We start from the raw sequence: 23,529 nt of genomic DNA on the forward strand, positions 1-23,529 counted from the left end.
TGGAAGCCGCGGCCATGCGCCGCGGCGCGCCGCTATTCGCCGGGCACGATGCTCGGCGCGAGGATGGCCTCGAGATGCTCGGGGCGGTCGCGATTGGCGTGGGTCAGGAATTCATCGGCGATGCCGCGGAGCTGCTTGCTCAGCACGCCGGCCACGACAGCGGTGTCGAGCTTGGTGCGGTTGCGCACGATCGCCTGCACGGCGTTGATGTGGTGGGCAATCAGTTGGGCAGGCACGGCGGCGAGATCCGGCGCGTGCTCGATGATGCGGCACAGGCTCTCGGCCGCAGCGGCCGCCGACGGATAGCCGAATGTTGCGGCATCGCCCTTGATGTCGTGCGCGGCGCGGAACAGCTCCTCGCGGGTCTTGTCGTTGAAGCCCTCGCGCAGCGCGGTGGCGTGCGCGGTGGAGAGGCGGTCGGCCTCGATCGTCATCCATTCCTTGAACTCGCCCGACAGCCCGGCGAGCGCCTTTTCGGCACGGCCGACGGGATCGTCGAGGTCGCTCTCGGGGACGCGCAGCAGCATCTTGCGCAGCGGGTTCGGCTGCGTGATCACGTGATGCGTGCCGAAGCTCTTGACCTCGATCGTCCCGGGTTTGTCTTTCGCCATGGCGATATCCTAAATAGACGAGCGCGCCTTCTCGAGCAGCGACGGCTGTTGCAGCACCTCGACCTCGCCGCTGCCGCGGCGCTCGGGGCCGATGTAGGTGTTGGTGGTGTTGCGGCGGCGGTCGGGACCGAAATAGGTCTTGGTCTTGATGAACGGACGCGGGTTGGCGACCACGTTCATGATCCGCTGGTAGAGCCCCTTGGCCGAGATCGGTTTGGCCAGGAATTCGGTGACGCCGGCATCGCGCGCCACCGTGACGCGGCGTTTCTCGGAATGCCCGGTCAGCATGATGATCGGCGCGTAGGGATTGCCCTTGGATTCCGGCTGCCGGATCATCTGCGCGAGCTCGAGCCCGTCGAAGATCGGCATCGACCAGTCGGTGATGACGATATCGGGCACGTAGTGCGTATACATCTCGAGCGCGGTGGCGCCGTCCTCGGCCTCATAGACTTCGCGCGCGCCGAACGAATGCAGCAGCGTGCGCAGGATGCGGCGCATGTGCGGATTGTCGTCGCAAATCAAAAATCGCAGCTTGTTGAAATCGATGCGATACATGGTCCGGTCCCAAACGGGCATACCGGGCCAAACGCGGTATTACCCGACGTTAACCATATCCCGCCCGGGGTTAATGATTGGTTGCCGGACAGGGGCGGGCGCGGCCGTCAGTAGCCGAACTGCTCGCGCAGGATGCGTTCCTCCAGCGAGTGGCCGGGATCGAACAGCATCCGCATCGCAATCGTCTTGTCGGACAGCACCTCGACGCGGCGAACGTCGCGGACCTCGTCATGGTCGGCGACCGCGGCAACCGGGCGCTTCTCGCCTTCGATCACCTCGATCACCACGAAGGCGGAGTTCGGCAGCAGCGCGCCGCGCCAGCGCCGCGGCCGGAACGCGCTGATCGGGGTCAGCGCCAGCAGCGCCGCGTTGATCGGCAGGATCGGGCCCTGGGCCGAGAGATTGTAGGCGGTCGACCCGGCCGGCGTCGCCACCAGGATGCCGTCGGCCATCAGCTCGGGCATCCGCTCATGCTCGTCGATCAGGATGCGCAGCTTGGCGACCTGATAAGTCTGCCGGAACAGCGCGACCTCGTTGATGGCGTGATGCAGATGCACGGCGCCGTGGATGTCGGTCGCGCGCATCAGCAGCGGATTGATCAGCGACTCCCGCGACGCCGCAAGCCGCGTGCGCAGATCGTGCGTCGAATATTCATTCATCAGGAAGCCGACGGTGCCGCGATGCATGCCGTAGATCGGCTTGCCGCTGCGCATGTTGGCGTGCAGCGTCTGCAGCATCAATCCGTCACCGCCGAGCGCAACCACGACGTCGGCGTCGGCGGCCGAATGGTTGCCGTACATCGCGGTCAGCTGCTCGAGCGCCGTCTGCGCTTCCGCACTCGCGCTGGCGACGAAGGCGATCTTGTCATACCGCTTGGGGCTAGCCATCGCTCACGAACTCTTTTGGCCCGGATTACGCCGCGCTCGTCTATACATCCCGGGCGGCCTTGTCGAGATGGTCCGGGAACGGACCGCATGCCACACCGGTGCCGCCAGGCTATCGTAGTTTGTGGCCCAGAGCCCGGTTCTGACGACCCGGGCTCTAGATTTTGATTTTGACGCGTTTTCTTCACGCGAACCGGTATCCACTTCGCTCGAAAACGCTTTGATATGCGTAAACGTCGGCCCAGGGAGTGAACGGCATGGCTAACAGTTTTGCGACACGGCTCGCGGCAGCGCTGCTGGTGGCCTGCCTTGCAACCGCGGCGCGGGCCGAGGACGAGGCCCCGCAGCCATCGCCGTCGCCGAGCGTGCAGGCCCCAGGCGGTCAGAATCCAAGCGGTCAGACCCCGAGCGGCCAAAAGGGCCGGGGAGGCCGCGGCGAGGCGGGCTCTGGCGCCAATGCTGCGGCCAACGCATTGACCGCCGAGCAGCACCGCCTGCCGCCGGACTCCACCACAAAGCAGTCGGTCGCGCTGCCGGGCCGCACGCTGAACTTCAGCGCGACTGCGGGCTCGATCCGCGTGTTCGACGACAAGGGCGAGCCGCTCGCCGACATCGCCTACACCTCCTACCAGCTCGACGGTGCCGAGAAGGCGAACCGTCCGGTGACGTTCCTGTTCAACGGCGGGCCGGGCTCCGCATCGGCCTGGCTGCAATTCGGCAATGTCGGGCCGTGGCGGCTGCCGTTCGACGGCGACGGCGCGGTGTCGTCGGCTTCGCCCGAGCTGCAGGCGAATGCCGACACCTGGCTCGATTTCACCGATCTGGTCTTCATCGATCCCGTGGGCACCGGCTACAGCCGCTTCGTCACCACCTCGGAGGATGCGCGCAAGCGCTTCTTCACCGTCGACGGCGACGCCAATTCGGTCGCGCTGGTGATCCGCCGCTGGCTGGAAAAATACGACCGGCTGACCTCGCCGAAATATGTCACCGGCGAAAGCTATGGCGGCATCCGCGGGCCTAAGGTGGTGCGCAATCTGCAAATGCAGCAGGGCGTCGGCGTGCGCGGCCTGATCCTGATCTCGCCGGTGCTCGATTTCCGCGACTATGCCGGCTCCAGCATCCTGCAATATGTCGCGAGCCTGCCGACCATGGCGGCGGTCGCGCGGCAAGCCAAAGGACCGGTGACCCGCGAGGATCTGGCCGACGTCGAGAGCTACGCGCGCGGCGATTTCCTGCTCGATCTCGTCAAGGGGCAGGCCGACACCGAGGCGACCACGCGGCTCGCCGACAAGGTAGCTAACCTGACCGGCATCGATCAGGCGGTGAGCCGCAGGCTCGCCGGCCGTTTCGACATCGGCGAATTCCGCCGCGAGTTCGATCGCAAGAACGGCAAGGTGACCGGCCGCTACGATGCGTCGGTCGAAGGCTTCGATCCCTATCCGGACTCCAGCTATTTCCGCTTCAACGATCCCTCAGGCGATCCCCTGATGGCGCCCTTGACCAGCGCCGCCGTCGATCTCACCACGCGCCGGCTGAACTGGCGGCCGGACGGCTCCTATCATCTGCTCAGCGAGACCGTGAACAAGGGCTGGGAGTTCGGTCACGGCATCAATCCGGCTGAATCGGTGACGCAACTGCGCCAGATGCTGGCGCTCGATCCGAAGATGAGGCTCCTGGTCGGCCACGGCCTGTTCGATCTCGCAACGCCGTATTTCGCCTCCAGGATCATTCTCGACCAGCTGCCGGCCTTCGCCGGTCCAAGCCGCACCAAGCTTGCGGTCTATCCGGGCGGCCACATGTTCTACTCCCGCGACGGCTCGCGTCAGGCCTTCCGCATGGAGGTCGAGGCGCTGGTGAAGTGAGGGGAGCGGATAGCGAATTGGACTGCTTCGGTCACTGCAATAACGGTGTCGTCCCTGCGAAAGCAGGGACCCATACTCCCCGGCTTGTGTTGTGATCGGGATTCGTCGTTCCACCATCGCGCATCAATCAGCATTGGTGGTTATGGGTCCCGGCCTTCGCCGGGACGACGATGGGGATAGCTCGAGTCAAGATGTCAAACAGGCGGTGTCATCACCCGCGCATGCGGGTGATCCAGCATTCCAGAGACAGCAGTGCTGGAGCCGAGAGGCCGCGGCGTACTGGATCGCCCGGTCGAGCCGGGCGATGACAGATGTGAATGAGGACGCGGCCTCGCGTTTCTCGCGACACATCTGTCCGAGTTGAGTTGCCCGCCGGGTCTCACCCATACGTCTCCACGATGAAGTCGATCAGGGCGCGAAGCTTGGGCGTCATCTTGCGGTTCCTCGGCCACAGGATCTGACGCGCGCGGGCCTGCGTCGTGTAGTTCGGCAGCAGGACCTGAAGCCGGCCCGCGGCGATATCGTCGGCGAGCAGTTCGTCGCGCATCAGCACGATGCCGGCGCCGGCGAGGGCCGCATAGCGGATGCCGAAGGCGTTGTTGATGGTCAGGCGGCTCTCGACATCGACGTGCACTTCGCCCTCCGGCCCGAAGAAGCTCCATCGCTGTGCGTCCGACCAGCCGGGATAGCGCAGGCATTCATGGGTGGCGAGATCCCGTGGGTGGGTCGGCGTGCCGCGTTCGGCGAGATAACTCGGCGCGGCGCAAACCACGCCGGTGTAGGGCGACAGCGAGCGCGACATCATGCTGGAGTCGGTGAGCGTGCCGACCCGGATCGCGGCATCGAGCCCTTCCTCCAGCAGATCGGCCATCCTGTCGCTGAGGACGAGGTCGACCGAGACCTCAGGATATCTCTTCATGAAGCGGACCAGTGCGGGCGCCAGGCTGTACGATCCGAAGGCGACCGAGGTCGCAACGCGGAGCTTGCCGCGTGGTGCGCTCAGGGCTTCCTCGACCAGCGCATCGCCGGCCTCGGCCTCCACCAGCAGGTGCTTGCAGTGATCGAGATAGCTGCGGCCGAGCTCGGTGAGGCCCTGCCGCCGCGTGGAGCGGTTGATCAGTTGCGAGCCGAGCCGGTCCTCGAGAAAACGGATATGCTTGCCGATCATGGTCGGCGACATCCGCAGCTCCTTGGCCGCCGCGGTGAATGAGCCGAGATCGGCGACGCGGGCGAACACGGACATGCTGGTCAGTCGGTCCATGATTATAAACCAATGGTTATTTCACTGCGGATCGAACCGCCGCTTCTAGGGCGTGGCATTTCTATTTATTACCATGAGTGAGCAATTGGCGCGAGAATGCACGCGATTGCTTTGGAATTTGGCGGATCGCGCCCGGAGGGGCCGATCCGCGCGAGGGCTCGAACCAGGACAGGAGTGTCAGGATGCCTTTCCAGATCACGATCAATGGGACCAGTCATTCGGTCGATGCCGACGGCGATACGCCGCTGCTGTGGGTGCTGCGCGACGTACTCGGCATGACCGGCACCAAATTCGGCTGCGGCATGGCGCTGTGCGGTGCCTGCACGGTGCATCTCGATGACACCGCGGTGCGCTCCTGCATCACGACGATCGACAGCATCGGCGATTCCAAAATCACGACCATCGAGGCGGTCGGCAAGACGGCGGCAGGCAAGAAGATCCAGGACGCCTGGCTCGCGCATGAGGTGCCGCAATGCGGTTACTGCCAGTCCGGGCAGATCATGTCCGCTTCCGCGCTGCTCGCGAGCAAGTCGAAGCCGACCGACGCCGATATCGACGAGGCGATGTCGGGCAACATCTGCCGCTGCGGCACCTATGTCCGCATCCGCGACGCCATCAAGCAAGCCGCGCAGTCGGGAGGTTGAGCCATGACGCTGATCGACAATTTGTCCGAGCGCGCCGCCGATCTGTCGCGGCGTAACTTCCTCCGCGCCGGCGCGGTCGCCGGCGGCGGCCTGCTGCTCAGCGTGAGCCTGCCGTTCTCGGGCCGCGAAAGCGAGGCCGCGGCTTCCGCTGATTTTGCGCCGAATGCCTTCATCCGGATCGGTGCCGACGGCAAGGTGGTGCTGACCATGTCCTATGTCGAGATGGGGCAGGGCACCTACACCTCGATCCCGATGCTGATCGCCGAGGAACTCGAGATCGGCCTGACGCAGGTGCAGCTCGAGCACGCGCCGCCGAGCGACAAGCTCTACGCCAACCCGCTGCTTGGCGTGCAGGCCACCGGCAATTCGAATGCGATGCGCGGCGCCTGGCAGCCGATGCGGAAGGCCGGCGCCACTGCGAAAGCGATGCTGGTTGCAGCCGCGGCGAAGCGCTGGAACGTCGAGCCCGCGTCGTGCCGCGCCGAGAACGGCGAGGTGCATCACGCGGCCTCGGGACGCAAGCTGGGTTACGGCGAGCTCGCGACCGACGCGGCACAGATGCCGGTGCCCGAGAATGTGACGCTAAAGAGCCCGGCCGAGTTCAAGCTGATCGGCACGCCGGCCAAGCGGCTCGATACGCCGTCGAAGGTCAACGGCACCGCGGTCTATGGCATCGACGCGCGGCCGCCCGGAGTGAAGGTCGCGACGCTGGCGCAGTCGCCGGTGTTCGGGGGGCGGGTGAAGCGCGTGGATGATGCGGCGGCAAAGGCCGTCAAGGGCGTCCGCCAGATCGTGACGCTCGATGACGCGGTCGCCGTGGTGGCCGATCACATGGGGGCGGCGAAGAAAGGCCTCGCGGCGCTCACGATCGAGTGGGACGAGGGGCCGCACGCCAAGCTCGCCACGGCGGATATCGCGCGCGAGCTCGAAGCCGCCACCACGAAGCCCGGCGCGGTCGCACAGAATATCGGCGACGCCGACAAGGCGATGGCAGGTGCCGCGACCAAAGTCGAGGCGACCTATCAGCTGCCGTTCCTCGCCCATGCCACGATGGAGCCCATGAACTGCACCGTGCACGTGCGTCCCGACGGCTGCGAGATCTGGGTCGGCAACCAGGCGCTTTCGCGTGTGCAGGCGGTGGCCGCGAAGATGCTGGATCTGCCGCCAGAGAAAGTGGTGGTGCACAATCATCTGCTCGGCGGCGGCTTCGGCCGCAGGCTCGAGGTCGACGGTGTCATTCGCGCCGTGCAGATCGCAAAGCAGGTCGATGCGCCGGTCAAGGTTGTGTGGACCCGCGAGGAGGACATCCAGCACGACATGTACCGGCCGTATTGGTGCGACCGGATTGCGGTGGGCCTCGATGCATCGGGCAAGCCGGTGGCCTGGAACAATCGGTTCGCGGGTTCTTCCGTCATTGCGCGCTGGGCGCCGCCGGCATTCCGCAACGGTCTCGACGGCGATACCACCGAAGGTGCGATCGATCTCGTCTACGACATTCCGAACTTCCACGTCGAATATGTCCGGGTCGAACCACCAGGCATTCCGACGGCGTTCTGGCGCAGCGTCGGGCCCTCGCACAACGTGTTCGTCGCCGAAAGCATGATCGACGAGATGGCGGCGGCCGCCAAACAGGACCCGGTCGAGTATCGCAAGGCGTTGCTCGGCAAGTCGCCGCGCGCCAGGGCGGCGCTCGAGCTTGCGGCCAGCAAGGCCGGCTGGGGCGGCAAGCTGCCTGCGGGGCGCGGGCGCGGCGTGTCGCTGCAGTTCGTGTTCGGCAGCTACCTCGCGCAGATTGCCGAGGTCGAGGTTGCCAAGGACGGTTCGGTCCGCGTCCATCGCGTGGTCTGCGCGATGGACTGCGGCACCGTGGTCAATCCCGACACGGTGCAGGCGCAACTGCAGAGCGGCATCAATTTCGGCGTCACCGCCGCGCTCTATGGCGAGATCACGCTGAAGGACGGTCGCGTCGAGCAGACCAATTTCGATACCTACCAGATGCTGCGCATCGATCAGGCCCCGGCCATCGAGGTCCATATCGTACCGAGCACCGAACCGCCCGGCGGAATGGGCGAGACCGGGACATCGGGAATCGTGCCCGCGATCAGCAATGCGATCTTCGCGGCGACCGGTAAGCGGCTGCGCAAGATGCCGGTCGATCCGGCGGTGTTGAAGCAGGCGTGAGGCGGCAGCGGCGCCACTGGCGCGATCGTGAAGTCGCACGGATTTGCAGGTTCCGCTGATCCGTGCGACAAGCGGGCATGCATGTGAGGCGGCTCGTCAATCTCTGGATTCTGCTGTTCGTCGCGGCCGGGCTGTTGCTCGCGCCCGTGGCGCCGGCGTTTGCCCGGATGATGCCGGATGCATCGGCCGCCACGATGCAGGCGATGTCTGACCATCAGGCTATGTCGGACCACGCGATGTCCGGCATGGCGATGTCCGATCAGGCAATGTCCGACGAAGCCATGTCGGGGCAGGCGATGGCGGACAACATGCCGTGCTGTCCGGACCAGACCAAGAGCAAGGGGTGTGACGATTGTCCGTTCCTTGCGCTGTGCATGCTCAGCGTCTCGCTGCCGGCGCCCGGCGGCGCGATGTCGCTGATCGCGCGCGAGCCGTCGCAAAACGCCTTTGCGGCGGGCGACGACCGGCTGCTCGACGGGCTCGGCGCCAAGCCTCCGGATCATCCGCCTCGAACCAACGTCTGACAGGCGCTGAAAGCGCCTGATCGCTGACGCGTGCGCCCGATTGCGCGCGTGTCGCTGCATGCCGCTCACGCGGTTCATCAGACGTATCGAGGAATCATACCCATGAAGTCTTTCCACCTCGCGCGCGCCGCTGTGGCCGCGTTGATCGGCGTTGCCCTGACCCATGTGCCCGCCCACGCTGAGATCAAGAACTACGAGTTCCAGCTGGTGCAGCCGACCGTCAAGGCCGGGGCCGATCGTATCATCACGGTGCGGCTGGTCGACAAGAGCACCGGAAAATCCGTCTCCGACGCGATCATCTTCTCGACCCGGCTCGACATGGCGCCGGACGGCATGCAGGAGATGGCCACCAAGGTGACGCCGATGCCGGGTACCGAGCCGGGCACCTACCGGTTCAAGGCGACCTTCGGCATGGCCGGCCGCTGGCAATTGTCGCTCGGCGCCAAGGTGCAGGGCGAGACCGGCTCGGTCGAGAACAAGCTCGTCGTCACGGCCGAGCAATGAGCCGCCGAGCAATGCGGCCCTTGAGATGGGCCGGCGCTGCTGCTGCGATCGCCGCAGCGGCAGGCGTCGCATGGACCGCCCGCGGCCTGCCGCCGCGGCCGGTGACCGCTGCCATGGTCTCCGCCGCGCAGGCGGCGGAGACGACTGCGCCGATCTATTACCGCGATCCGGACGGCAAGCCGCTCTACTCGGCGACGCCGAAGCAGACGCCCGACGGGCGCGACTATCTGCCGGTGTTCCCGGAGGGCGATGCGCAATCCGGCGAGCCCGAACAGCCGGCGAACGCGAAGTCCGCGGCCGCGAAGAGCGAGCGCAAGGTCAAATATTATCGCAACCCGATGGGGCTTGCCGACACTTCGCCGGTGCCGAAGAAGGACTCGATGGGGATGGATTACATTCCCGTCTATGACGGCGACGACAGCGACGACGGTTCGATCACGCTGTCACCCGGCAAGATCCAGCGCAGCGGCGTGAAGTCCGAGGCCGCGCAGATGCGCCGCATCCGCACCCTGGTCCGCGCGCCCGGCACGATCCAGCTCGACGAACGCCGCGTCTCCGTCATCGCGATGCGCGCCGAGAGCTATGTGCAGAAGGTCGCCGACGTCACGACCGGCAGCCGGGTGACAAAAGGGCAGCCGCTGATGGAGGTCTATAGCCCGGCGATATCGTCCGCCGCGGCCGAATATGTCGCGACCATCACATCGAAGGCGACCGCGGGCATCGAGCCCTACGGGCGAGGCTCCAAGCAGCGGCTGACCAATCTCGACGTCCCCGAGGCCGTCATCGTCGACATGGAGAAGAGCCGCACCGTTCCGATCGCCATTCCGTGGTCGTCGCCGCGCGACGGCATCGTGCTGCAACGGGCCGCGATCGAGGGCATGCGCGCGCAGCCGGGCGACGTGCTGTTCCGGATCGCCGATGTCTCGGTCGTGTGGGCGCTGGTTGACGTTGCCGAACGCGACCTCGGCAATATCGTGGTCGGGCAAACGGTCACGGTGCGGGCGCGCAGCTATCCCGGCCGTACGTTCGCAGGCCAGATCAGCGTGATCTATCCGCAGGTCAACAAGGAGACGCGTACCGCGCGGGTGCGGATCGACCTGGCGAATGCCGACCTTGCGCTGCTGCCCGACATGTATGTCGACGCCGAGATCGACACCGGCAGCGCGGCGCCGGTGCTGTCAGTGGCCGACAACTCCATCCTCGACACCGGCAGCCGGCAGACGGTGCTGCTCGACCGGGGCAACGGGCGGTTCGAGCCGCGCGAAGTCAAGCTCGGACGGCACGGCGACGGCTATGTCGAAATCCGCGGCGGGATCGCGGAGGGCGATGCGGTGGTGACATCGGCGACCTTCCTGATCGATGCCGAGAGCAACCTGAAGGCCGCGATCAAGGGCTTTGCCGAGGCCGGCGAGAAGCAGGCGGCGGGCGGAAGCGAGATGATGGATGGAGGCAAGCCATGATCGCCCGCGTCATCGCCTGGTCGGCGCGCAATCTGCTGCTGGTGCTGTTCGGTACCGGCTTCGCGGCGGCCGCGGGTCTCTACGCGCTGCTGCATTTGCCGCTCGACGCGATCCCCGATCTCTCGGACACCCAAGTCATCGTCTACACCGAATATCCAGGGCAAGCGCCGCAGGTGATCGAGGATCAGGTCACCTATCCCTTGACCACGGCAATGCTGACGGTGCCGAAATCGAAAGTCGTGCGCGGCTTCTCGTTCTTCGGCGTGTCCTTCGTCTATGTCATCTTCGAGGACGGCACCGACATCTACTGGGCGCGCTCGCGTGTGCTCGAATTCCTCAACAGCGCGGCGTCGCGGCTGCCGGCCGGCGTGTCGCCGACCATCGGTCCCGATGCGACCGGGGTCGGCTGGGTCTACCAATATGCCGTGATGTCGAAGCAGCTCAACCTCGCCGACACGCGCACCATTCAGGACTGGAATCTGAAATTCGCGCTGGCCAAGGCCGAAGGCGTCGCCGAGGTGGCAAGCGTCGGCGGCTTCGTCAAGCAATACAACGTGATCCTCGATCCGCAGCGGATGCGCGACCGCGGCATCACCATGCAGCGGATGCGCGACGCGATCCGCGCCAGCAATGCCGACGTCGGTGGCCGCACCGTCGAGCTCTCCGAATTCGAATATGTCATCCGCGGCAAGGGCTATCTGAGGGATATCAACGACCTCGGCAATGTCGTGCTGAAGACCGACAACGGCACGCCGGTGCTGCTGCGCGACGTCGCCCGCGTCGAGCTCGGCCCCGACGAGCGGCGCGGCATCGCCGAGCTGAACGGCGAGGGCGAGGTGGCCAGCGGCATCGTGCTGCAACGCTTCGGCATGAATGCGCTCGACGTGATCGAGAACGTCAAGAAGCGGTTCAGGGAGATCGCGACCAGCCTGCCGAAATCGGTCGAGATCGTGCCGGTCTACGACCGCTCCAATCTGATCTATGCGGCGATCGAGACGCTGAAGCGCACGCTGTTCGAGGAGAGCGTGGTGGTCGCGCTGGTCTGTGTCGTGTTCCTGCTGCATGTCCGCAGCGCGTTGGTCGCGATCCTGATGCTGCCGGTCGGCGTGCTGATGGCGTTCGGCGCGATGAAGTTCTTCGGGATCGGCTCCAACATCATGAGCCTCGGCGGCATCGCGATCGCGATCGGCGCCATGATCGATGCGGCGATCGTGATGATCGAGAACGCGCACAAGCATTTGGAGCGCGCCAAGCCCGACCAGTCGCGTATCTCGATCCTGATAGAGGCCGCGGCTGAGGTGGGGCCGGCGTTGTTCTTCAGCCTGCTCATCATCACCGTGTCGTTCCTGCCGATCTTCACGCTGGAATCGCAGGAGGGGCGGCTGTTCTCGCCGCTCGCCTTCACCAAGACGTTTGCGATGGCGGCGGCGGCGCTGCTGTCGGTGACGCTGGTGCCGGCGCTGATGGCGATCTTCGTGCGCGGCAGGATCATTCCAGAGCACAAGAACCCGATCAACCGTTTCCTGATCTGGATCTACCGACCGGTCATCAACGGCGTGCTACGGGCCAAGACGCTGGTGATCCTGCTGGCGCTCGGTGTGCTCGCCGTGACGGTCTGGCCGGCGCGGCAGCTCGGCACCGAGTTCATGCCCGATCTCAACGAGGGCACGCTGCTCTATATGCCGACCACGCTGCCGGGCATCTCGGTGACCAAGGCAACCGAACTGATGCAGACCCAGAACCGCATCATCAAGAGCTTTCCGGAGGTCGCCTCGGTCTATGGCAAGGCCGGCCGCGCCGCCACGGCGACCGATCCGGCGCCGTCGGAGATGTTCGAGACCGTCGTCAACCTCAAGCCGAAGCAGGAATGGCGCAAGGGCGTCACCCTCGACGGCCTGATTGCCGAGATGGACAAGGCGCTGCAAATCCCCGGCGTCTCCAACGCCTGGACGATGCCGATCAAGGCGCGCATCGACATGCTCTCGACCGGTATCCGCACGCCGGTTGGCGTCAAGGTGATCGGTCCGGATCTCGCCGTGATCGACAAGCTCGCGCGGCAGGTCGAGCAGGTGCTCAAGACCGTGCCGGGGACCTCGTCGGCCTATGCCGAGCGCAGCCTCGGCGGCTACTATCTCGAGATCACGCCGAACCGCGAGGCACTGGCGCGTTATGGCATCGCGGTGCAGGACGTGCAGGACACGATCGCCACCGCGCTCGGCGGCCAGAGCGTGACCACGACGGTGGAAGGGCGGCAGCGCTTCACCGTCAACATGCGCTATCCGCGCGATCTGCGCGACAATCCCAGCGCGATCGCCAGCGACATCCTGGTGGCGATGCCGGCCGGCGGCGCGGTGCCGCTCGGCGAGGTTGCCAATGTCGTGCCGGCGCGCGGGCCGAGCTCGATCCGGACCGAAAACGGGCAGCTTGCGACCTACATCTATGTCGACATCCGCGAGCGCGATCTCGGCGGCTACGTCGCGGATGCGCAGCGCGCGGTGCAGGCGAGCGTGGCGTTTCCGCCCGGCACTTATCTGGTGTGGAGCGGCCAATACGAATATCTCGAGCGCGCCGCCGCGCGGCTCAGGATCGTGGTGCCGGTGACGCTCTCGATCATCTTCGTGTTGCTCTACCTCAACTTCCGCTCGGTGGCGGAGACCATGATCGTGATGCTGTCGCTGCCCTTCGCGCTGGTCGGCGGGCTGTGGCTGATGTGGGCGCTCGGCTTCAACCTGTCGGTTGCGGTCGCAGTCGGCTTCATCGCGCTGGCCGGCGTCGCCGCCGAGACCGGCGTCGTGATGCTGATCTATCTCAACCACGCGCTGGAAGCGGCGCAAGCGCGCAGTGCCGCCGAACGGCGGCCGGTCGGCCGCGACGATTTGCATCGCGCGATCATCGAGGGCGCGGTCGAGCGCGTCCGGCCGAAGATGATGACGGTAGTCGCGATCATGGCCGGGCTGCTGCCGATCATGTGGAGCACCGGCACCGGCTCCGAGATCATGCAGCGCATCGCAGTGCCGATGATCGGCGGCATGATCTCCTCGACGTTGCTGACGCTGATCGTGATCCCCGCGATCTTTGCCATCGTGAAGGGCATCGAGATCAGGGCGAAGGCGCCGGAACGAGAGATCGCTGCAACCGCCGCCCGCCAGCAGCCTCAGTTGTGACCGGGACTACGCATTTTTTGAAATGGAGAATCCAATGAACAACGTCACCAGAACCTGCATCGCGCTCGTTGCGCTGTCGGTCGCGGCTGGGCCGTCGCGCGCGCACGACAAGCACGGTCACCAATCCTATTCGGCCGGCGAGCCCGGCGATCCCAGCAAGCCGTCGCGCACCGTCGAGGTCGAGATGAAGGAGATGGAGTTCACGCCGTTCCGCATCGAGGTCAAGCGCGGCGAACAGATCCGCTTCGTGATCAGGAATGCCGGCACCGAGGATCATGAATTCCTGCTCGCCACCACCGATGAGAATCTCAGGCATGCCGAAGTCATGAAGAAGCATCCGCACATGGAGCATGACGATCCGAACGGCGTCCGTCTCGCGCCGAAGAAGAGTGCCGAGATCGTCTGGAAGTTCACCAAGGCCGGAACGTTCGAATATTCCTGCCTGATCCCCGACCACCGCGACTATGGGATGACCGGCCGCGTCATCGTGAAATGAAATCAACAATGAATGAAAGGACAACGACGATGAATGGGATCACCAGGACGGCAGGTGCGGTCACGCTCGCCTTGGCGCTGACATTTGGCGCGGCGTTCGCGCAGGCCGCTGATATCAATGGCGAGGTCAAGAAGATCGACGAGGGCGCGGGCAAGATCACGCTCAAGCATGGTCCGGCCAAGAGCCTCGGCATGGAGGAGCCGATGACGATGGTCTACCGGGTCAAGGATCCCGCGCTGCTCAAGCAGGTGAAGGTCGGCGACAAGGTCAGGTTCGAAGCCCACGAGGGCGACGGCGGCTACACCGTCACGGCGATCCAGAAGGCGAAGTGAGACGATCGCCGGCATCGCGGCGCACGCGATGCCGGCCGGTCGCACCGCATGGTCAGGTCATCATTGGCCGCCGCATGCGGCATCGCCGCAGCATTTTCCGTCCGCCTGGACCGGAGGGCAGGGCACCGAGCCGTAGGAGCAGAACACGCAGCAGTCGCCAGCCTTCGGCTTGAGGCGGGTGCCGCAGCCCGCGCAGTCGTAGAAGAACTGGCAGGCGTCGGTTGGCATGGTCTCGGCCTTGGCGAAGCCGCAAGCCGGGCAGGTCAGGGTGGAGACGAGTTGCATGTTGCCTTCGTAAGCTCTGCGCTTGGCGACCACAAGGACTCGAAAGGCCGCCGGCGGAAGCGGCTGCCTTCGATGATGTTAACTCTACCGCATCGGCGATCGGCGGCATTGGAACGCGATCGGCCCTGGCGCGTTGCTGTGCATCATTCGTGTGCAGAAGGCTCCCTCCATGACAGTCAACGCGGCAATACTGATGGTGGCATTGGCGCTGTCGGGAACCGTGTTGGCGCAGAGCTCCGGCCCGTCTGCCGGGGCGGCGGGGGCCGGGCAAGCCGCCAATGTGACCACCACCGGCCAGGCGCTGAACACCAGCAAGAAGACCGGCGACAGCGGCCCGCCGATCGAGAGGGCTGCGCGCCCGGCGAAGCCGGGGGAAGCTGCGGCCGGCAACACGGTCGGCGCCAGCCGTCCGCAGAAGCCCGACCGGCGCCTCGAGCACTACCCGTAATAGGCCAAGGCTCGTTGGCTCCACTCATTCTACGGCGCAGCAAAAAGCCGGCGCAGTCGTTACGACCACGCCGGCCCATGTTGGACGGCAGGCCCGCTCAGTAAACCAGGCCGGTGCCCGGGGGCTTCTCCAGCGCCGCGGCGAGTGAGCGGTATTCGTCGCTGTTGGTGCCGGCGAGCTGCGCGATGCGGTTGAGATGGTACTGCGCCTGATCGCGGTTGCCCTGTTCGACCTGCCAGAGGCCGTAATACTGCCAGGTGCGCACATGGGCCGGATCAGCCTTCAGCGCGCGCTCGTACCAGATCTGCGAGACCTTGTAGTCGCCGAGCTTGCGATAGGAGTAGCCGATCAAATTGGCGACGTCGGCGCGGTCGTCCTGGCCGAGCGCCTTCAGCTGCTCGATCGCGGCGGTATAGTCGTGCTTGTCGTAGATCGTGGCATAGGCGGCGTGGTAGCCGGCCAGGAACTTCTGATCGTCGATCGCGGAACTCTTATCCTTCTTCGCCTTCTTGCCCTTGCTGCCGCTGTCGGACGCCGGCGGCGAAGGATTGTCGCCGCCTGCGGCGTAGGCCGAGATGACCGGCCCGGCGGCGAGCGTCATCGAGAGCACTGCGAGGCCTAGAAACTTCGTCGTCTTGCTCATTCCTGGTTGCTCCTGATCGTTCCTGATCGTGCTCGGTAATCCTACACCCAAGCCTGCTGACTTGAACACCCAAGGGTGCAGAACATTCCCGGCCGATCCCACGATTGCGTGAGACCTGCGACCGGCAAGGGCGAGCAACAAGGGCGGGCAACATGACCAAGATGTCATTCACATGAATGAATTCCGTCCATGTCCTTCAGAACGGGTTCAGTGCGCGGCCCCTAAGGTCACGTGCATTGATCGGTGAGGCCGACCATCCGGCCGGAGACCTCTCGATCCCGAAGAGGAGGACCACCATGTTGAAGACGATTTCCGCCGCGTTGCTCGCCGTGTCCGTGATCGCAGCGCCCGCGTTCGCCGCCGAAACCGGCAAGACCGCAACCCCCGCGCCGGCGACCACCACCGCCCCGGCGACGACTGCCCCGGCGACCAAGGCCGCCCCGGTCATCAAGAGCGAGCAGGTCCCGTCGAAGGTGCGCAACGCCAACGCGAAGATGCACCACAAGCACTATCGCCATCACAGCCACCACAAGCACATGGGCATGCTGAAGGTGAAGTCGCCGAAGCACGCGACCAAGCACGTTCACGCCAAGGTCGCGACCAAGCACGTCGTGCCGGCCAAGCGCGGCTGATCGCGCACGGCTGAACTGATCTCGAGTCTGATCCTGGGGGCGTAGTTCGCTCCACATTGCCCCGCTACGCCCTCCGCGACAAAGGCAAAGCCTTTGCGCGGGGATGCAGAACCGGCCCGTCCGTCCATTGCTTCCCCAATGGCGGCGGGCCGGAGTGCGTCCGAGCGCCGCCGGAATAACCGAGTTGCGAATTCCCTTCCGCCGCGCGGCAGTCTATGACACGCGGCCGGGGACCCATGAGACAGCGTCGTTTGCGGACTTCATCACAACTGGCGGCGATCCTGCTGCTCTCGATGCCGCTCGCCGGCTGTCTCACCAGCGATGACGGCGGCGGTTCGACCACGTTCACCGACGATCGCGGCGTCGCCAACCAGCCGTTTCCGGACCGCTACCGCGAGCAGATCGTCGCCTTCATGCGGACCTATCTGAACAATCCGGTCGGGGTCCGCGAAGCCGGGATCGCCGAGCCGGTGCAGCGCACGGTCGGCGGCCGGCTGCGCTACGTGGTCTGCCTGCGCTACAGCGCCAAGGATACCGAAGGCAATTACCGCCCGGCGCGGGAGCGCGGCGTCATGTTCGTCGACGGCCGGCTCGACCGTATCCTCGACAACGCCGCCGAGCCCTGCGCCGGCGCGTCCTACGCGGCCTTTCCGGATCTGGAAAAAATGTCGCGCTAGGCATGATCCGGAAAAGTGTGAAGCGGTTTTCCGAAAGGATCATGCCCACTTCTAAGGCGTGACGGCTTGTCGCAGCCCTGATCGAAACGTTAGCGAACTCCGATCACTTTTCGGGGAGCGCTGAACTTCACCTTAGCCGTTTGCGACTTACATACAGCCGAAATACGGCTGCTTAACCGGTGAAAGAACCTTCTGTGCCAGGGAACAAACGGGCGTTGTTGCGACCCCGTTACAGCTCAGAAACATCACGGGTCCGGCATTGCCCCAAAGCAACCTAATTGGCGTCACGTTGTTTGGCTTAACAGCGCAGCGTTAGTAACGGGGATCAGAAATGAAGAAGTTTTTGCTCGGCACAGTCGCGCTGGCCGCCCTTGCGGGCCCGGCATTTGCGGCTGACATGCCGGCTCGCACCTATACCAAGGCCCCGCCGCCCTATACCGCACCGGCGCTCGTCTACAACTGGACCGGTTTCTATATCGGCGGCCATGTCGGCGGCGCGTTCACCGACGGCACCAACCTGATGGGCAGCGATGCGCGCTTCATGGGTGGCGTGCAGGGCGGCTTCGACTATCAGTTCGCGCCCAACTGGGTGATGGGCGTCGAGGCGCAGTACTCCTGGCTGCCCAGCTCCTCGAACAACAATGGCGTGCTGCTCCCGGGCGGGACGCTGGTGACCGGGAACACCGACCAGCTCGGTTCAGTGACCGGCCGCCTTGGCTACACCTGGGGTCCGGCGCTGCTCTACGCCAAGGGCGGTTATGCCTGGCGCGACAACAACAACATCACGGCGACGGTCGGCGGCGTGCCGGCGGCCTTCACCACCGATGGCGGCCACAAGGACGGCTACACGGTCGGTGCCGGCCTCGAATACATGTTCGCCCCGAACTGGTCGGCGAAGGCCGAATACCAGTACTACAATTTCGGCAAGACCAACTTCACCAGCGGCCCGGCCGACCTCGTCGGCACCAGCTTCCGGAACGACGAGCATACCGTCAAGGTCGGGGTCAACTACCGCTTCGGCTGGGGCGGTCCGGTGGGCTCCCGCTACTGATCGCGGTTTCGTTGCAGCGAGATCAAAGGCCGGCCTTCGGGTCGGCCTTTTTTGTTGCCCCACGCCTGCTCATTCAGCCGGTGTTCACGCCTGATCGTGCAATGCAAAAAATAATTCCTGCATTGCACGGAACTTTCATCGTGATCCGTTATTATGCGATCGCCGGGCTGGTGGACAAACAAACATGCGTAGCTTTGCGTTAGGGCTGATCCTCTCTGCGGTCTCCGTGCCGTGCTTTGCCCAGACCATCCTCAAATCCGAACCCTTGGCCCTCGCGCCTTATGAGGTCGTGTTCGTGCAGGACTCGTCCTGTTCGGCCGGCAAGGTGCTCAAGGTGACGGGCGCGATCCGGGGCCTGCATCGGCGGAAGATCTGCGTGTCGCTCGCCGCCGAACAGGCCTCGCTGGCAACCGCGACGCCGTAGGGGGGCAACGCGACGATCGCACCAGCACCCGGTTCGCCCATGCGCACCGGGCGATCCGCCATCCCTTAGTTCAGCCGCGGCTCCTGCCGCGCTTCCCGATCGGCATCGGCCTTGTTCTTGACCGGGTCCTCGTTCGGCTCGAGCTGGCAGGGCCGGATCTCGTAGTCATTGTCCAGCACCGGGCGCGGCGAAGACGTCTCCTGCTCGGTGACGGCATCCACCACGAGGCCCGACTTCCGGGCCAGCTTCCAGACGTCAGCCTCGGTCGGATACGCCTTGCTCAGCTTGGCGTCCTGATAGAACAGCGCGTACGGCATGTGTCGTTCCCCCAATCAGCGACAACGCCAGTGACCGTCCCGGGTTTCGGGGAAGATCACCTCGTTCCAATCACGGAACCGTGAGCTCGGACATGCGGCAAGCATCTGAAAATATGAGTCATTTCGGCCCTTTCGCCGGAGGGTCCTTGAGTCCTTAACGGGTCGTAAACCCCGGAAAAAAGAATCCCCGGGACTCTCCGGGTAGAATCGCCGGATGCTCCGGCCCATGAGAGCGATCCACCAGCCCCCCTACGAACGCGTGCACCTCGCGCTTGCGGTTGCGCTGCTCGCGGCCTGCGCCGCGAACGTGGCGCTGGTCTGGTCCTGGCTCTAGCTTCCTGTTCACGCGAACCGATTGCCGGCGCGCCCAGCGAAAACGCCGTGGCCCCGCCACGCCTGTAGCGATTGACGGTTCGGCCGTTCCTTCCATCATTGCCGGCAGAACGAGTGCCCGCTGCGGTCTGCGCGGGCGGGCCGCCAAGCGGGGTGGAGCAGATATGATCGAGATGCTGAAGGAACGGGTCAACGGCGACGCCGGCCTGGTGCGGCGCGGCCGCTATCTCACCACGACATTCCTGCTCGAGATCGGCAAGACCGCCTGGCTGATCGCGATCCATGAGGGCCGGATCGTCGCGGTGACCAAGGGGCCGTTCGTGATGCCGTCGTCGTCCTTTGCGCTGCGCACCTCGGATGAGGAGTGGGCCAAATTCTGCGAGCTGAGGCCGCCGCCCGGCTCGAACGACCTGATGGCGCTGATCAAACGCCGCGTGCTGAAGGCCGAGGGCGACCTGCAGATATTCATGGCGAACCTGCGCTACTTCAAGGAAGCGCTCGGCAAGCTGCGCCGCGAGGGAGTGGCCGCATGAGCGCCAAGTTCGAACCGATCACCGGCCGCTACATGCAGCTCGAGCTGTCCGGCCGGGCGCACCGTGTCTATGTCGAGGAGGCGGGCGCGGGCACGCCGCTGCTCTGCCTGCACACCGCGGGCGCCGACGGGCGGCAATATCGCGGCCTGATGAACGATGTCCGCGTCACCCGCAACCATCGCGTCATCGCCTTCGACATGCCCTGGCACGGCAAGTCGTCGCCGCCGCAAGGCTGGCACGACGAGGAGTACCAGCTCACCTCGACGCAATACACGGCGATGATCCTGGCCGTGATCGACGCGCTCGATCTCGACAAGCCGATCGTGATCGGCTGCTCGATCGGCGGCCGGATCGCGCTGCACCTTGCGCTCGAGCATCCCGAACGCTTCCGCGCCATCATCGGCCTGCAGGCCGGCGCGCATGTCGATCCCTATTACGACCTGAATTTCCTGCACCGGCCGGATGTGCATGGCGGCGAAGTCGCGGCCGCCATCGTCTCCGGCCTCGTTGGGCCCGACGCGCCCGACAAGGAGAAGTGGGAGACGCTGTGGCACTACATGCAAAGCGGCCCCGGCGTGTTCAAGGGCGACCTCTATTTCTACAAGATCGACGGCGACATCCGCGCCCGCGTCGCCGAGATCGACACCAAGCGCTGCCCGCTGTTCCTCCTGTCCGGCGAGTACGATTATTCCTGCACGCCGGCTGAGACGCTGGCGGTGGCGAATAGCATTGCCGGCAGCGAGGCCACTATCATGAAGGGCCTCGGCCATTTCCCGATGAGCGAGAATCCAGGCGAGTTCTTGCAGCATCTGCTGCCGGTGCTGGAGAAGATCGGCGGGCGCTAAAGCGCGCACGACGTCCAAATCAGGCGCCGCCTATTCAAGGTTTCGGCTGCATGCCCTGCAGAAAGCGAAGCGGGTTGAGCGGGCCAATCGGGATCAGTTCGAAGCTCATCATATGGGCTTTGCCAAGAGGCAGCTTTTCGAGCATCTCGTGGGCGACGGCCGGATCGGTGACGTTGATGATGAAGGCGACGCCCGGCTTTCCCTGGAGCGAGTACCACTGCTCGATCTTGCCATCGAGGTAGAGCTCGACGGTTTCGCGAACTTCCTCCGGCAGGACGGCACGCACCTGCGATTGCTCAAAACCGGGATTGATGGTCCCGATCGCGAGAATTTTTGTCGTCGGCGTCGTTTTCATGGCGACTCCTTGCGCGTTTGCGGAATTGAAGCCGACAAGGCAGCCAACAACTGCCAATGCGGCGGCAGAAGCGAATTTCATGTTTGTTTCCCCTCTGTGTGTCGCTCAGGCGATCGGGTGAACCCATTGGCAGAGCGTCGCCCGCAAGCCAGCCGGATCAGGCTTGAAGCGCTGCGGCGTGATGTTGACAGGCTCGCCGGGACAGGCCTGTGCGAGGCCGGAATCCAGCGCGTCCGGCATCGGAAAGCAACGATAATGGTGGCCCTCGACCGCGCGGCGGGATATGACAACTGCGCATCCACGCGTATGGCGTGAACCGGTTGCGCTGGAGGATTTGATGCTTCCGAAAGCTGAAGCGGCATATTTCGCGATTGCCGATATCTCCGGCTACACCAACTTCCTCGCCGCGGTCGAACTCGACCATGCACAGGATATCATCGCCGATTTCATGGACGCGGTGGTCAAGGGGATGCGCCCGCCGTTTCGCCTCGCCAAGTTCGAGGGCGACGCTGCGTTCGTCTACACCACCGCCGAGACAATCGACGGCTCGCTGCTGCAGGATGCGATCGAGGGCGCCTATTTCAAGTTTCGCCGGCGCTTGCGCGACGTTCGTCAGGCCTCGACTTGCGAGTGCAAGGCCTGCGTCGCGATGGGCGATCTCGATTTCAAATTCGTCATCCATCACGGCGAGATGGTGAAGCAGAAGATGGGCGGCAGGGAAGAGCTCGCCGGCCGCGATGTCATCCTGGTCCATCGGCTGCTCAAGAACAGCGTCGGCGAGAAGCTCGGCGGCCGTGCCTACGCGCTCTACAGCGACGCGGCGATCCGCGCCATGGGCGTCGACCCGGTGGCGCAAGGTCTCGTCCCGCATCAGGAAACCATCGACATCATCGGCGACGTGACGCTGTGGGTCCGCGATCTCGAAGCGGCGTGGCAGCAGGACGACGCGCAGGTCCGGATGGAGGTGACGCGCGACGACGCCTACGCGATCCTGGAGTTCGACATCGCCGCGCCCCCGCAGACGGTGTGGGAGTTCATCACCGTACCCGGGCAATGGCAGAAATGGTGGGACGCCGACGACATCGTCGAGGAATCAGGCAAGGGGCGCCGCGGGGTCGGCACCAAAAATCATTGCGCGCACGGCAGCCATACCAATGTCGAGGAAACGCTCGACTGGCGGCCGGTCGATTACTTCACGGTCGGCATCACGCTGCCGGTGCCCGGCGCGCCGCGCATCGTGATGACCCGAGCCGTTCTGGAACGCCCGGACGGCACGTCCCGTTTCGAGCTACGGATCGCCAAGCCGAAGCCGAAGGACAAGGCGTTCCTCGACGGCGCCGCCGCCAAATTCGGCGAACGCATGACCCAGGCGATGGCCAGCTTGCGATCGATGGCGGAAGGCAAGCAGCCTGCCGGTGATGCCATGGAGGAACCGGCGTTGAGGCGACCAAGCGGTCGCTTCCTGACCGAGCCGGTGAAATCCGGCGGGCGAGGCTGAAGTCCGGCAGTCGGTTCGGAAGTTAAAGCGCGCCGGTTACTTGCCGGAGCGTGGCAGTTCGCTGTTGTCGCGGATCGCGGCGCGGACCTTGGCCATGGTCGTGGTGCAGTATTCCTCGCGCTCCTTCAGGAAGCGCTGCTGCTGCGCGCGGAAATTGGCAACCCGTTCCCGCACCTCGGACCCGAAGTCGCCGCGGATGTCGAGTTTCGGGAAATGCGGTGGCTGCTCCGGCGGTGGGACCTCGACGACCGTCACCGCCAGGGGCGACGGAGCGGGGGGCAGGCCTTCGAGCACGGTCGGCACCGGAAGCGGGGGCGGCATGACGACCCTTGGAGCCTCCCTTGGGGCCTCGGCCGCAGGCTTGGGCTCCAGCGCAACCTTGTTCTCCAAGGCGGCCTTTGTCTCCAGAGCGACCTTCTCCAAGGCTGCCTCGGTCGCGACCGCCGGCGCGGCCGGCTGCGGGGCGGGCGTCGCGGCGGGCCGCTGGGCAGGCGCCGGCACTTCGGCGTCGGGCAGCTTGCCCTTCACCGACTGTACGAAGGCCATTGTCTGCGCGATCAGGAGATCGCGTTCTTTCATCCACTTCATGGCGCACCTTGAGCGCGCGGATTCCAGCAAAGCAACCGCGCGGAATCAAGCGTCGGCCATCATGATGGTTGACGAAGACGCCTGTTTCACAGGTGCGGTGACATAATTGTGACATTCCCGGGGCGGGAGGACGGTCAGCGCTGGCGGGGATTGGTATTCGGGACGAACGGGGTACCGACGATCCGGACCGACGTCTGACGATCAGCCGGCGCTTGATTCGCGGCGGGCCGGGGCGCGGTGTTGGCCGGCGCGGGTGCCGGATCGAGCAGGGCGACGATGCCGGCAGCGGCCACGCTGAGCAGCGTGAAGCTGCCCAGAAGCAGTAAATTGCGATTGGTTTCGCGTAGCCTCATGCGGGGAAAATCGCCTGAGGGCGCATAATGTTCCGAATAAATCCTCAAGGCGTTTTCGCGCGGTTTGGC

Annotated in this window: 28 protein-coding genes; 17 read left to right on the forward strand and 11 right to left on the reverse strand. The window is 65.1% G+C overall.

Annotated features, from left to right (window positions below; translation table 11 throughout):
- Positions 1-32 precede the first annotated feature (32 nt).
- The 3 genes from QMZ05_RS13170 to QMZ05_RS13180 all read right to left on the reverse strand — a co-directional run bounded on the left by QMZ05_RS13170 (position 33) and on the right by QMZ05_RS13180 (position 2,053).
- Entirely contained in the window at positions 33-611 is a 579-nt protein-coding gene (locus tag QMZ05_RS13170; protein ID WP_353701134.1) for an Hpt domain-containing protein, read from the reverse strand.
- A 9-nt stretch (positions 612-620) separates the two neighbouring features.
- Positions 621-1,166 carry a response regulator gene (locus QMZ05_RS13175; protein ID WP_279709728.1) on the reverse strand — a complete coding sequence of 182 codons (546 nt, stop codon included), beginning with the start codon at positions 1,164-1,166 and terminating at the stop codon, positions 621-623.
- A gap of 107 nt (positions 1,167-1,273) precedes the next feature.
- Positions 1,274-2,053: an NAD kinase gene (locus QMZ05_RS13180; RefSeq protein ID WP_050425637.1), complete on the reverse strand. Its 780-nt coding sequence runs from the start codon at positions 2,051-2,053 to the stop codon at positions 1,274-1,276.
- 254 nt (positions 2,054-2,307) lie between these two features.
- Between QMZ05_RS13180 and QMZ05_RS13185 the strand changes: the two genes are divergently transcribed.
- A complete protein-coding gene (locus tag QMZ05_RS13185) occupies positions 2,308-3,912 on the forward strand; it encodes a peptidase S10 (RefSeq protein WP_353701135.1) in 1,605 nt (534 codons plus the stop codon).
- Positions 3,913-4,291: 379 nt separating this feature from the next.
- Here the strand turns inward: QMZ05_RS13185 and QMZ05_RS13190 are convergent, their stop codons facing one another.
- The gene (locus tag QMZ05_RS13190; protein ID WP_353701136.1) at positions 4,292-5,173 is read right to left on the reverse strand and encodes a LysR substrate-binding domain-containing protein; all 882 of its coding nucleotides are present in this window, start codon (positions 5,171-5,173) and stop codon (positions 4,292-4,294) included.
- A 182-nt stretch (positions 5,174-5,355) separates the two neighbouring features.
- On the opposite strand from QMZ05_RS13190, the gene QMZ05_RS13195 reads away from it, so the two are divergent.
- The 8 genes from QMZ05_RS13195 (at position 5,356) to QMZ05_RS13230 (ending at position 14,478) form a co-directional block, all read left to right on the forward strand.
- Positions 5,356-5,817 (forward strand): (2Fe-2S)-binding protein, encoded by a 462-nt coding sequence (locus QMZ05_RS13195; RefSeq protein ID WP_353701137.1) that lies wholly within the window; start codon positions 5,356-5,358, stop codon positions 5,815-5,817.
- Between the two features lie 3 nt (positions 5,818-5,820).
- On the forward strand, positions 5,821-7,998 hold the full coding sequence (locus tag QMZ05_RS13200; RefSeq protein WP_353701138.1) for a xanthine dehydrogenase family protein molybdopterin-binding subunit: 2,178 nt from the start codon (positions 5,821-5,823) through the stop codon (positions 7,996-7,998).
- Between the two features lie 77 nt (positions 7,999-8,075).
- Positions 8,076-8,522, forward strand: a complete 447-nt coding sequence (locus tag QMZ05_RS13205; protein ID WP_353701139.1) for a hypothetical protein — start codon at positions 8,076-8,078, stop codon at positions 8,520-8,522.
- 102 nt (positions 8,523-8,624) lie between these two features.
- Positions 8,625-9,026 (forward strand): FixH family protein, encoded by a 402-nt coding sequence (locus tag QMZ05_RS13210; protein ID WP_353701140.1) that lies wholly within the window; start codon positions 8,625-8,627, stop codon positions 9,024-9,026.
- 11 nt (positions 9,027-9,037) lie between these two features.
- On the forward strand, positions 9,038-10,486 hold the full coding sequence (locus QMZ05_RS13215) for an efflux RND transporter periplasmic adaptor subunit (protein ID WP_353701141.1): 1,449 nt from the start codon (positions 9,038-9,040) through the stop codon (positions 10,484-10,486).
- A complete protein-coding gene (locus QMZ05_RS13220; protein WP_353701142.1) occupies positions 10,483-13,650 on the forward strand; it encodes a CusA/CzcA family heavy metal efflux RND transporter in 3,168 nt (1,055 codons plus the stop codon). The genes QMZ05_RS13215 and QMZ05_RS13220 overlap by 4 nt, the downstream gene beginning before the upstream one ends.
- A 34-nt stretch (positions 13,651-13,684) precedes the next feature.
- Entirely contained in the window at positions 13,685-14,146 is a 462-nt protein-coding gene (locus QMZ05_RS13225) for a cupredoxin family protein (RefSeq protein WP_353701143.1), read from the forward strand.
- Between the two features lie 29 nt (positions 14,147-14,175).
- Positions 14,176-14,478, forward strand: coding sequence for a copper-binding protein (locus QMZ05_RS13230; protein WP_353701144.1), 303 nt, complete (start codon positions 14,176-14,178; stop codon positions 14,476-14,478).
- A 60-nt stretch (positions 14,479-14,538) separates the two neighbouring features.
- Here QMZ05_RS13230 and QMZ05_RS13235 read toward each other — a convergent pair whose 3' ends face one another.
- Positions 14,539-14,763, reverse strand: a complete 225-nt coding sequence (locus QMZ05_RS13235) for a GDCCVxC domain-containing (seleno)protein (protein ID WP_146992840.1) — start codon at positions 14,761-14,763, stop codon at positions 14,539-14,541.
- Positions 14,764-14,932: 169 nt separating this feature from the next.
- Here QMZ05_RS13235 and QMZ05_RS13240 point away from each other — a divergent pair, with 169 nt between their 5' ends.
- The gene (locus QMZ05_RS13240) at positions 14,933-15,211 is read left to right on the forward strand and encodes a hypothetical protein (protein ID WP_353701145.1); all 279 of its coding nucleotides are present in this window, start codon (positions 14,933-14,935) and stop codon (positions 15,209-15,211) included.
- A gap of 97 nt (positions 15,212-15,308) precedes the next feature.
- Here the strand turns inward: QMZ05_RS13240 and QMZ05_RS13245 are convergent, their stop codons facing one another.
- Positions 15,309-15,854, reverse strand: coding sequence for a tetratricopeptide repeat protein (locus tag QMZ05_RS13245; RefSeq protein WP_050625625.1), 546 nt, complete (start codon positions 15,852-15,854; stop codon positions 15,309-15,311).
- 296 nt (positions 15,855-16,150) lie between these two features.
- Between QMZ05_RS13245 and QMZ05_RS13250 the strand changes: the two genes are divergently transcribed.
- The 4 genes from QMZ05_RS13250 to QMZ05_RS13265 all read left to right on the forward strand — a co-directional run bounded on the left by QMZ05_RS13250 (position 16,151) and on the right by QMZ05_RS13265 (position 18,638).
- Positions 16,151-16,486: a hypothetical protein gene (locus tag QMZ05_RS13250; RefSeq protein ID WP_279709744.1), complete on the forward strand. Its 336-nt coding sequence runs from the start codon at positions 16,151-16,153 to the stop codon at positions 16,484-16,486.
- A gap of 251 nt (positions 16,487-16,737) precedes the next feature.
- Positions 16,738-17,163 carry a hypothetical protein gene (locus QMZ05_RS13255; RefSeq protein WP_353701146.1) on the forward strand — a complete coding sequence of 142 codons (426 nt, stop codon included), beginning with the start codon at positions 16,738-16,740 and terminating at the stop codon, positions 17,161-17,163.
- 331 nt (positions 17,164-17,494) lie between these two features.
- Positions 17,495-18,214 (forward strand): outer membrane protein, encoded by a 720-nt coding sequence (locus QMZ05_RS13260; protein ID WP_353701147.1) that lies wholly within the window; start codon positions 17,495-17,497, stop codon positions 18,212-18,214.
- Between the two features lie 184 nt (positions 18,215-18,398).
- A complete protein-coding gene (locus QMZ05_RS13265) occupies positions 18,399-18,638 on the forward strand; it encodes a DUF6719 family protein (RefSeq protein WP_074127235.1) in 240 nt (79 codons plus the stop codon).
- 65 nt (positions 18,639-18,703) lie between these two features.
- On the opposite strand, the gene QMZ05_RS13270 is transcribed toward QMZ05_RS13265, so the two are convergent.
- Positions 18,704-18,955, reverse strand: coding sequence for a hypothetical protein (locus QMZ05_RS13270; RefSeq protein ID WP_353701148.1), 252 nt, complete (start codon positions 18,953-18,955; stop codon positions 18,704-18,706).
- A 497-nt stretch (positions 18,956-19,452) separates the two neighbouring features.
- On the opposite strand from QMZ05_RS13270, the gene QMZ05_RS13275 reads away from it, so the two are divergent.
- Together QMZ05_RS13275 and QMZ05_RS13280 are read left to right on the forward strand one after the other, a co-directional pair.
- The gene (locus QMZ05_RS13275; RefSeq protein WP_353701149.1) at positions 19,453-19,821 is read left to right on the forward strand and encodes a hypothetical protein; all 369 of its coding nucleotides are present in this window, start codon (positions 19,453-19,455) and stop codon (positions 19,819-19,821) included.
- Positions 19,818-20,666: an alpha/beta hydrolase gene (locus tag QMZ05_RS13280; RefSeq protein ID WP_353701150.1), complete on the forward strand. Its 849-nt coding sequence runs from the start codon at positions 19,818-19,820 to the stop codon at positions 20,664-20,666. Before QMZ05_RS13275 ends, QMZ05_RS13280 begins: the two co-directional genes overlap by 4 nt.
- A 34-nt stretch (positions 20,667-20,700) precedes the next feature.
- On the opposite strand, the gene QMZ05_RS13285 is transcribed toward QMZ05_RS13280, so the two are convergent.
- Positions 20,701-21,102 carry a hypothetical protein gene (locus tag QMZ05_RS13285; RefSeq protein WP_353701151.1) on the reverse strand — a complete coding sequence of 134 codons (402 nt, stop codon included), beginning with the start codon at positions 21,100-21,102 and terminating at the stop codon, positions 20,701-20,703.
- Between the two features lie 24 nt (positions 21,103-21,126).
- Positions 21,127-21,261: a hypothetical protein gene (locus QMZ05_RS13290; protein WP_353701152.1), complete on the reverse strand. Its 135-nt coding sequence runs from the start codon at positions 21,259-21,261 to the stop codon at positions 21,127-21,129.
- Between the two features lie 97 nt (positions 21,262-21,358).
- Here QMZ05_RS13290 and QMZ05_RS13295 point away from each other — a divergent pair, with 97 nt between their 5' ends.
- Complete coding sequence (locus tag QMZ05_RS13295; RefSeq protein ID WP_353701153.1) at positions 21,359-22,519, forward strand: DUF2652 domain-containing protein; 1,161 nt, start codon at positions 21,359-21,361, stop codon at positions 22,517-22,519.
- 36 nt (positions 22,520-22,555) lie between these two features.
- On the opposite strand, the gene QMZ05_RS13300 is transcribed toward QMZ05_RS13295, so the two are convergent.
- Both QMZ05_RS13300 and QMZ05_RS13305 read right to left on the reverse strand, forming a co-directional pair.
- On the reverse strand, positions 22,556-23,107 hold the full coding sequence (locus QMZ05_RS13300) for a hypothetical protein (protein ID WP_353701154.1): 552 nt from the start codon (positions 23,105-23,107) through the stop codon (positions 22,556-22,558).
- Positions 23,108-23,241: 134 nt separating this feature from the next.
- Positions 23,242-23,508, reverse strand: coding sequence for a hypothetical protein (locus QMZ05_RS13305; protein ID WP_353701155.1), 267 nt, complete (start codon positions 23,506-23,508; stop codon positions 23,242-23,244).
- Between the last annotated feature and the right edge of the window lie 21 nt (positions 23,509-23,529).

The sequence above is a fragment of the Bradyrhizobium sp. INPA03-11B genome (assembly GCF_040446015.1).
GTDB classification, from domain to species: Bacteria; Pseudomonadota; Alphaproteobacteria; order Rhizobiales; family Xanthobacteraceae; genus Bradyrhizobium; species Bradyrhizobium macuxiense_A.

Bases quoted from the DNA above. Each gene is read 5' to 3' on its own strand.
- QMZ05_RS13280 (WP_353701150.1), top strand. From the start codon at position 19,818: ATGAGCGCCAAGTTCGAACCGATCACCGGCCGCTACATGCAGCTCGAG.
- QMZ05_RS13180 (WP_050425637.1), bottom strand. From the start codon at position 2,053: ATGGCTAGCCCCAAGCGGTATGACAAGATCGCCTTCGTCGCCAGCGCG.
- QMZ05_RS13220 (WP_353701142.1), top strand. From the start codon at position 10,483: ATGATCGCCCGCGTCATCGCCTGGTCGGCGCGCAATCTGCTGCTGGTG.
- QMZ05_RS13215 (WP_353701141.1), top strand. From the start codon at position 9,038: ATGCGGCCCTTGAGATGGGCCGGCGCTGCTGCTGCGATCGCCGCAGCG.
- QMZ05_RS13230 (WP_353701144.1), top strand. From the start codon at position 14,176: ATGAATGGGATCACCAGGACGGCAGGTGCGGTCACGCTCGCCTTGGCG.
- QMZ05_RS13270 (WP_353701148.1), bottom strand. From the start codon at position 18,955: ATGCCGTACGCGCTGTTCTATCAGGACGCCAAGCTGAGCAAGGCGTAT.
- QMZ05_RS13185 (WP_353701135.1), top strand. From the start codon at position 2,308: ATGGCTAACAGTTTTGCGACACGGCTCGCGGCAGCGCTGCTGGTGGCC.
- QMZ05_RS13285 (WP_353701151.1), bottom strand. From the start codon at position 21,102: ATGAAATTCGCTTCTGCCGCCGCATTGGCAGTTGTTGGCTGCCTTGTC.
- QMZ05_RS13195 (WP_353701137.1), top strand. From the start codon at position 5,356: ATGCCTTTCCAGATCACGATCAATGGGACCAGTCATTCGGTCGATGCC.
- QMZ05_RS13190 (WP_353701136.1), bottom strand. From the start codon at position 5,173: ATGGACCGACTGACCAGCATGTCCGTGTTCGCCCGCGTCGCCGATCTC.
- QMZ05_RS13240 (WP_353701145.1), top strand. From the start codon at position 14,933: ATGACAGTCAACGCGGCAATACTGATGGTGGCATTGGCGCTGTCGGGA.
- QMZ05_RS13275 (WP_353701149.1), top strand. From the start codon at position 19,453: ATGATCGAGATGCTGAAGGAACGGGTCAACGGCGACGCCGGCCTGGTG.
- QMZ05_RS13245 (WP_050625625.1), bottom strand. From the start codon at position 15,854: ATGAGCAAGACGACGAAGTTTCTAGGCCTCGCAGTGCTCTCGATGACG.
- QMZ05_RS13225 (WP_353701143.1), top strand. From the start codon at position 13,685: ATGAACAACGTCACCAGAACCTGCATCGCGCTCGTTGCGCTGTCGGTC.
- QMZ05_RS13205 (WP_353701139.1), top strand. From the start codon at position 8,076: ATGCATGTGAGGCGGCTCGTCAATCTCTGGATTCTGCTGTTCGTCGCG.
- QMZ05_RS13300 (WP_353701154.1), bottom strand. From the start codon at position 23,107: ATGAAGTGGATGAAAGAACGCGATCTCCTGATCGCGCAGACAATGGCC.
- QMZ05_RS13295 (WP_353701153.1), top strand. From the start codon at position 21,359: ATGCTTCCGAAAGCTGAAGCGGCATATTTCGCGATTGCCGATATCTCC.
- QMZ05_RS13200 (WP_353701138.1), top strand. From the start codon at position 5,821: ATGACGCTGATCGACAATTTGTCCGAGCGCGCCGCCGATCTGTCGCGG.
- QMZ05_RS13265 (WP_074127235.1), top strand. From the start codon at position 18,399: ATGCGTAGCTTTGCGTTAGGGCTGATCCTCTCTGCGGTCTCCGTGCCG.
- QMZ05_RS13235 (WP_146992840.1), bottom strand. From the start codon at position 14,763: ATGCAACTCGTCTCCACCCTGACCTGCCCGGCTTGCGGCTTCGCCAAG.
- QMZ05_RS13290 (WP_353701152.1), bottom strand. From the start codon at position 21,261: ATGCCGGACGCGCTGGATTCCGGCCTCGCACAGGCCTGTCCCGGCGAG.
- QMZ05_RS13170 (WP_353701134.1), bottom strand. From the start codon at position 611: ATGGCGAAAGACAAACCCGGGACGATCGAGGTCAAGAGCTTCGGCACG.
- QMZ05_RS13210 (WP_353701140.1), top strand. From the start codon at position 8,625: ATGAAGTCTTTCCACCTCGCGCGCGCCGCTGTGGCCGCGTTGATCGGC.
- QMZ05_RS13260 (WP_353701147.1), top strand. From the start codon at position 17,495: ATGAAGAAGTTTTTGCTCGGCACAGTCGCGCTGGCCGCCCTTGCGGGC.
- QMZ05_RS13175 (WP_279709728.1), bottom strand. From the start codon at position 1,166: ATGTATCGCATCGATTTCAACAAGCTGCGATTTTTGATTTGCGACGAC.
- QMZ05_RS13250 (WP_279709744.1), top strand. From the start codon at position 16,151: ATGTTGAAGACGATTTCCGCCGCGTTGCTCGCCGTGTCCGTGATCGCA.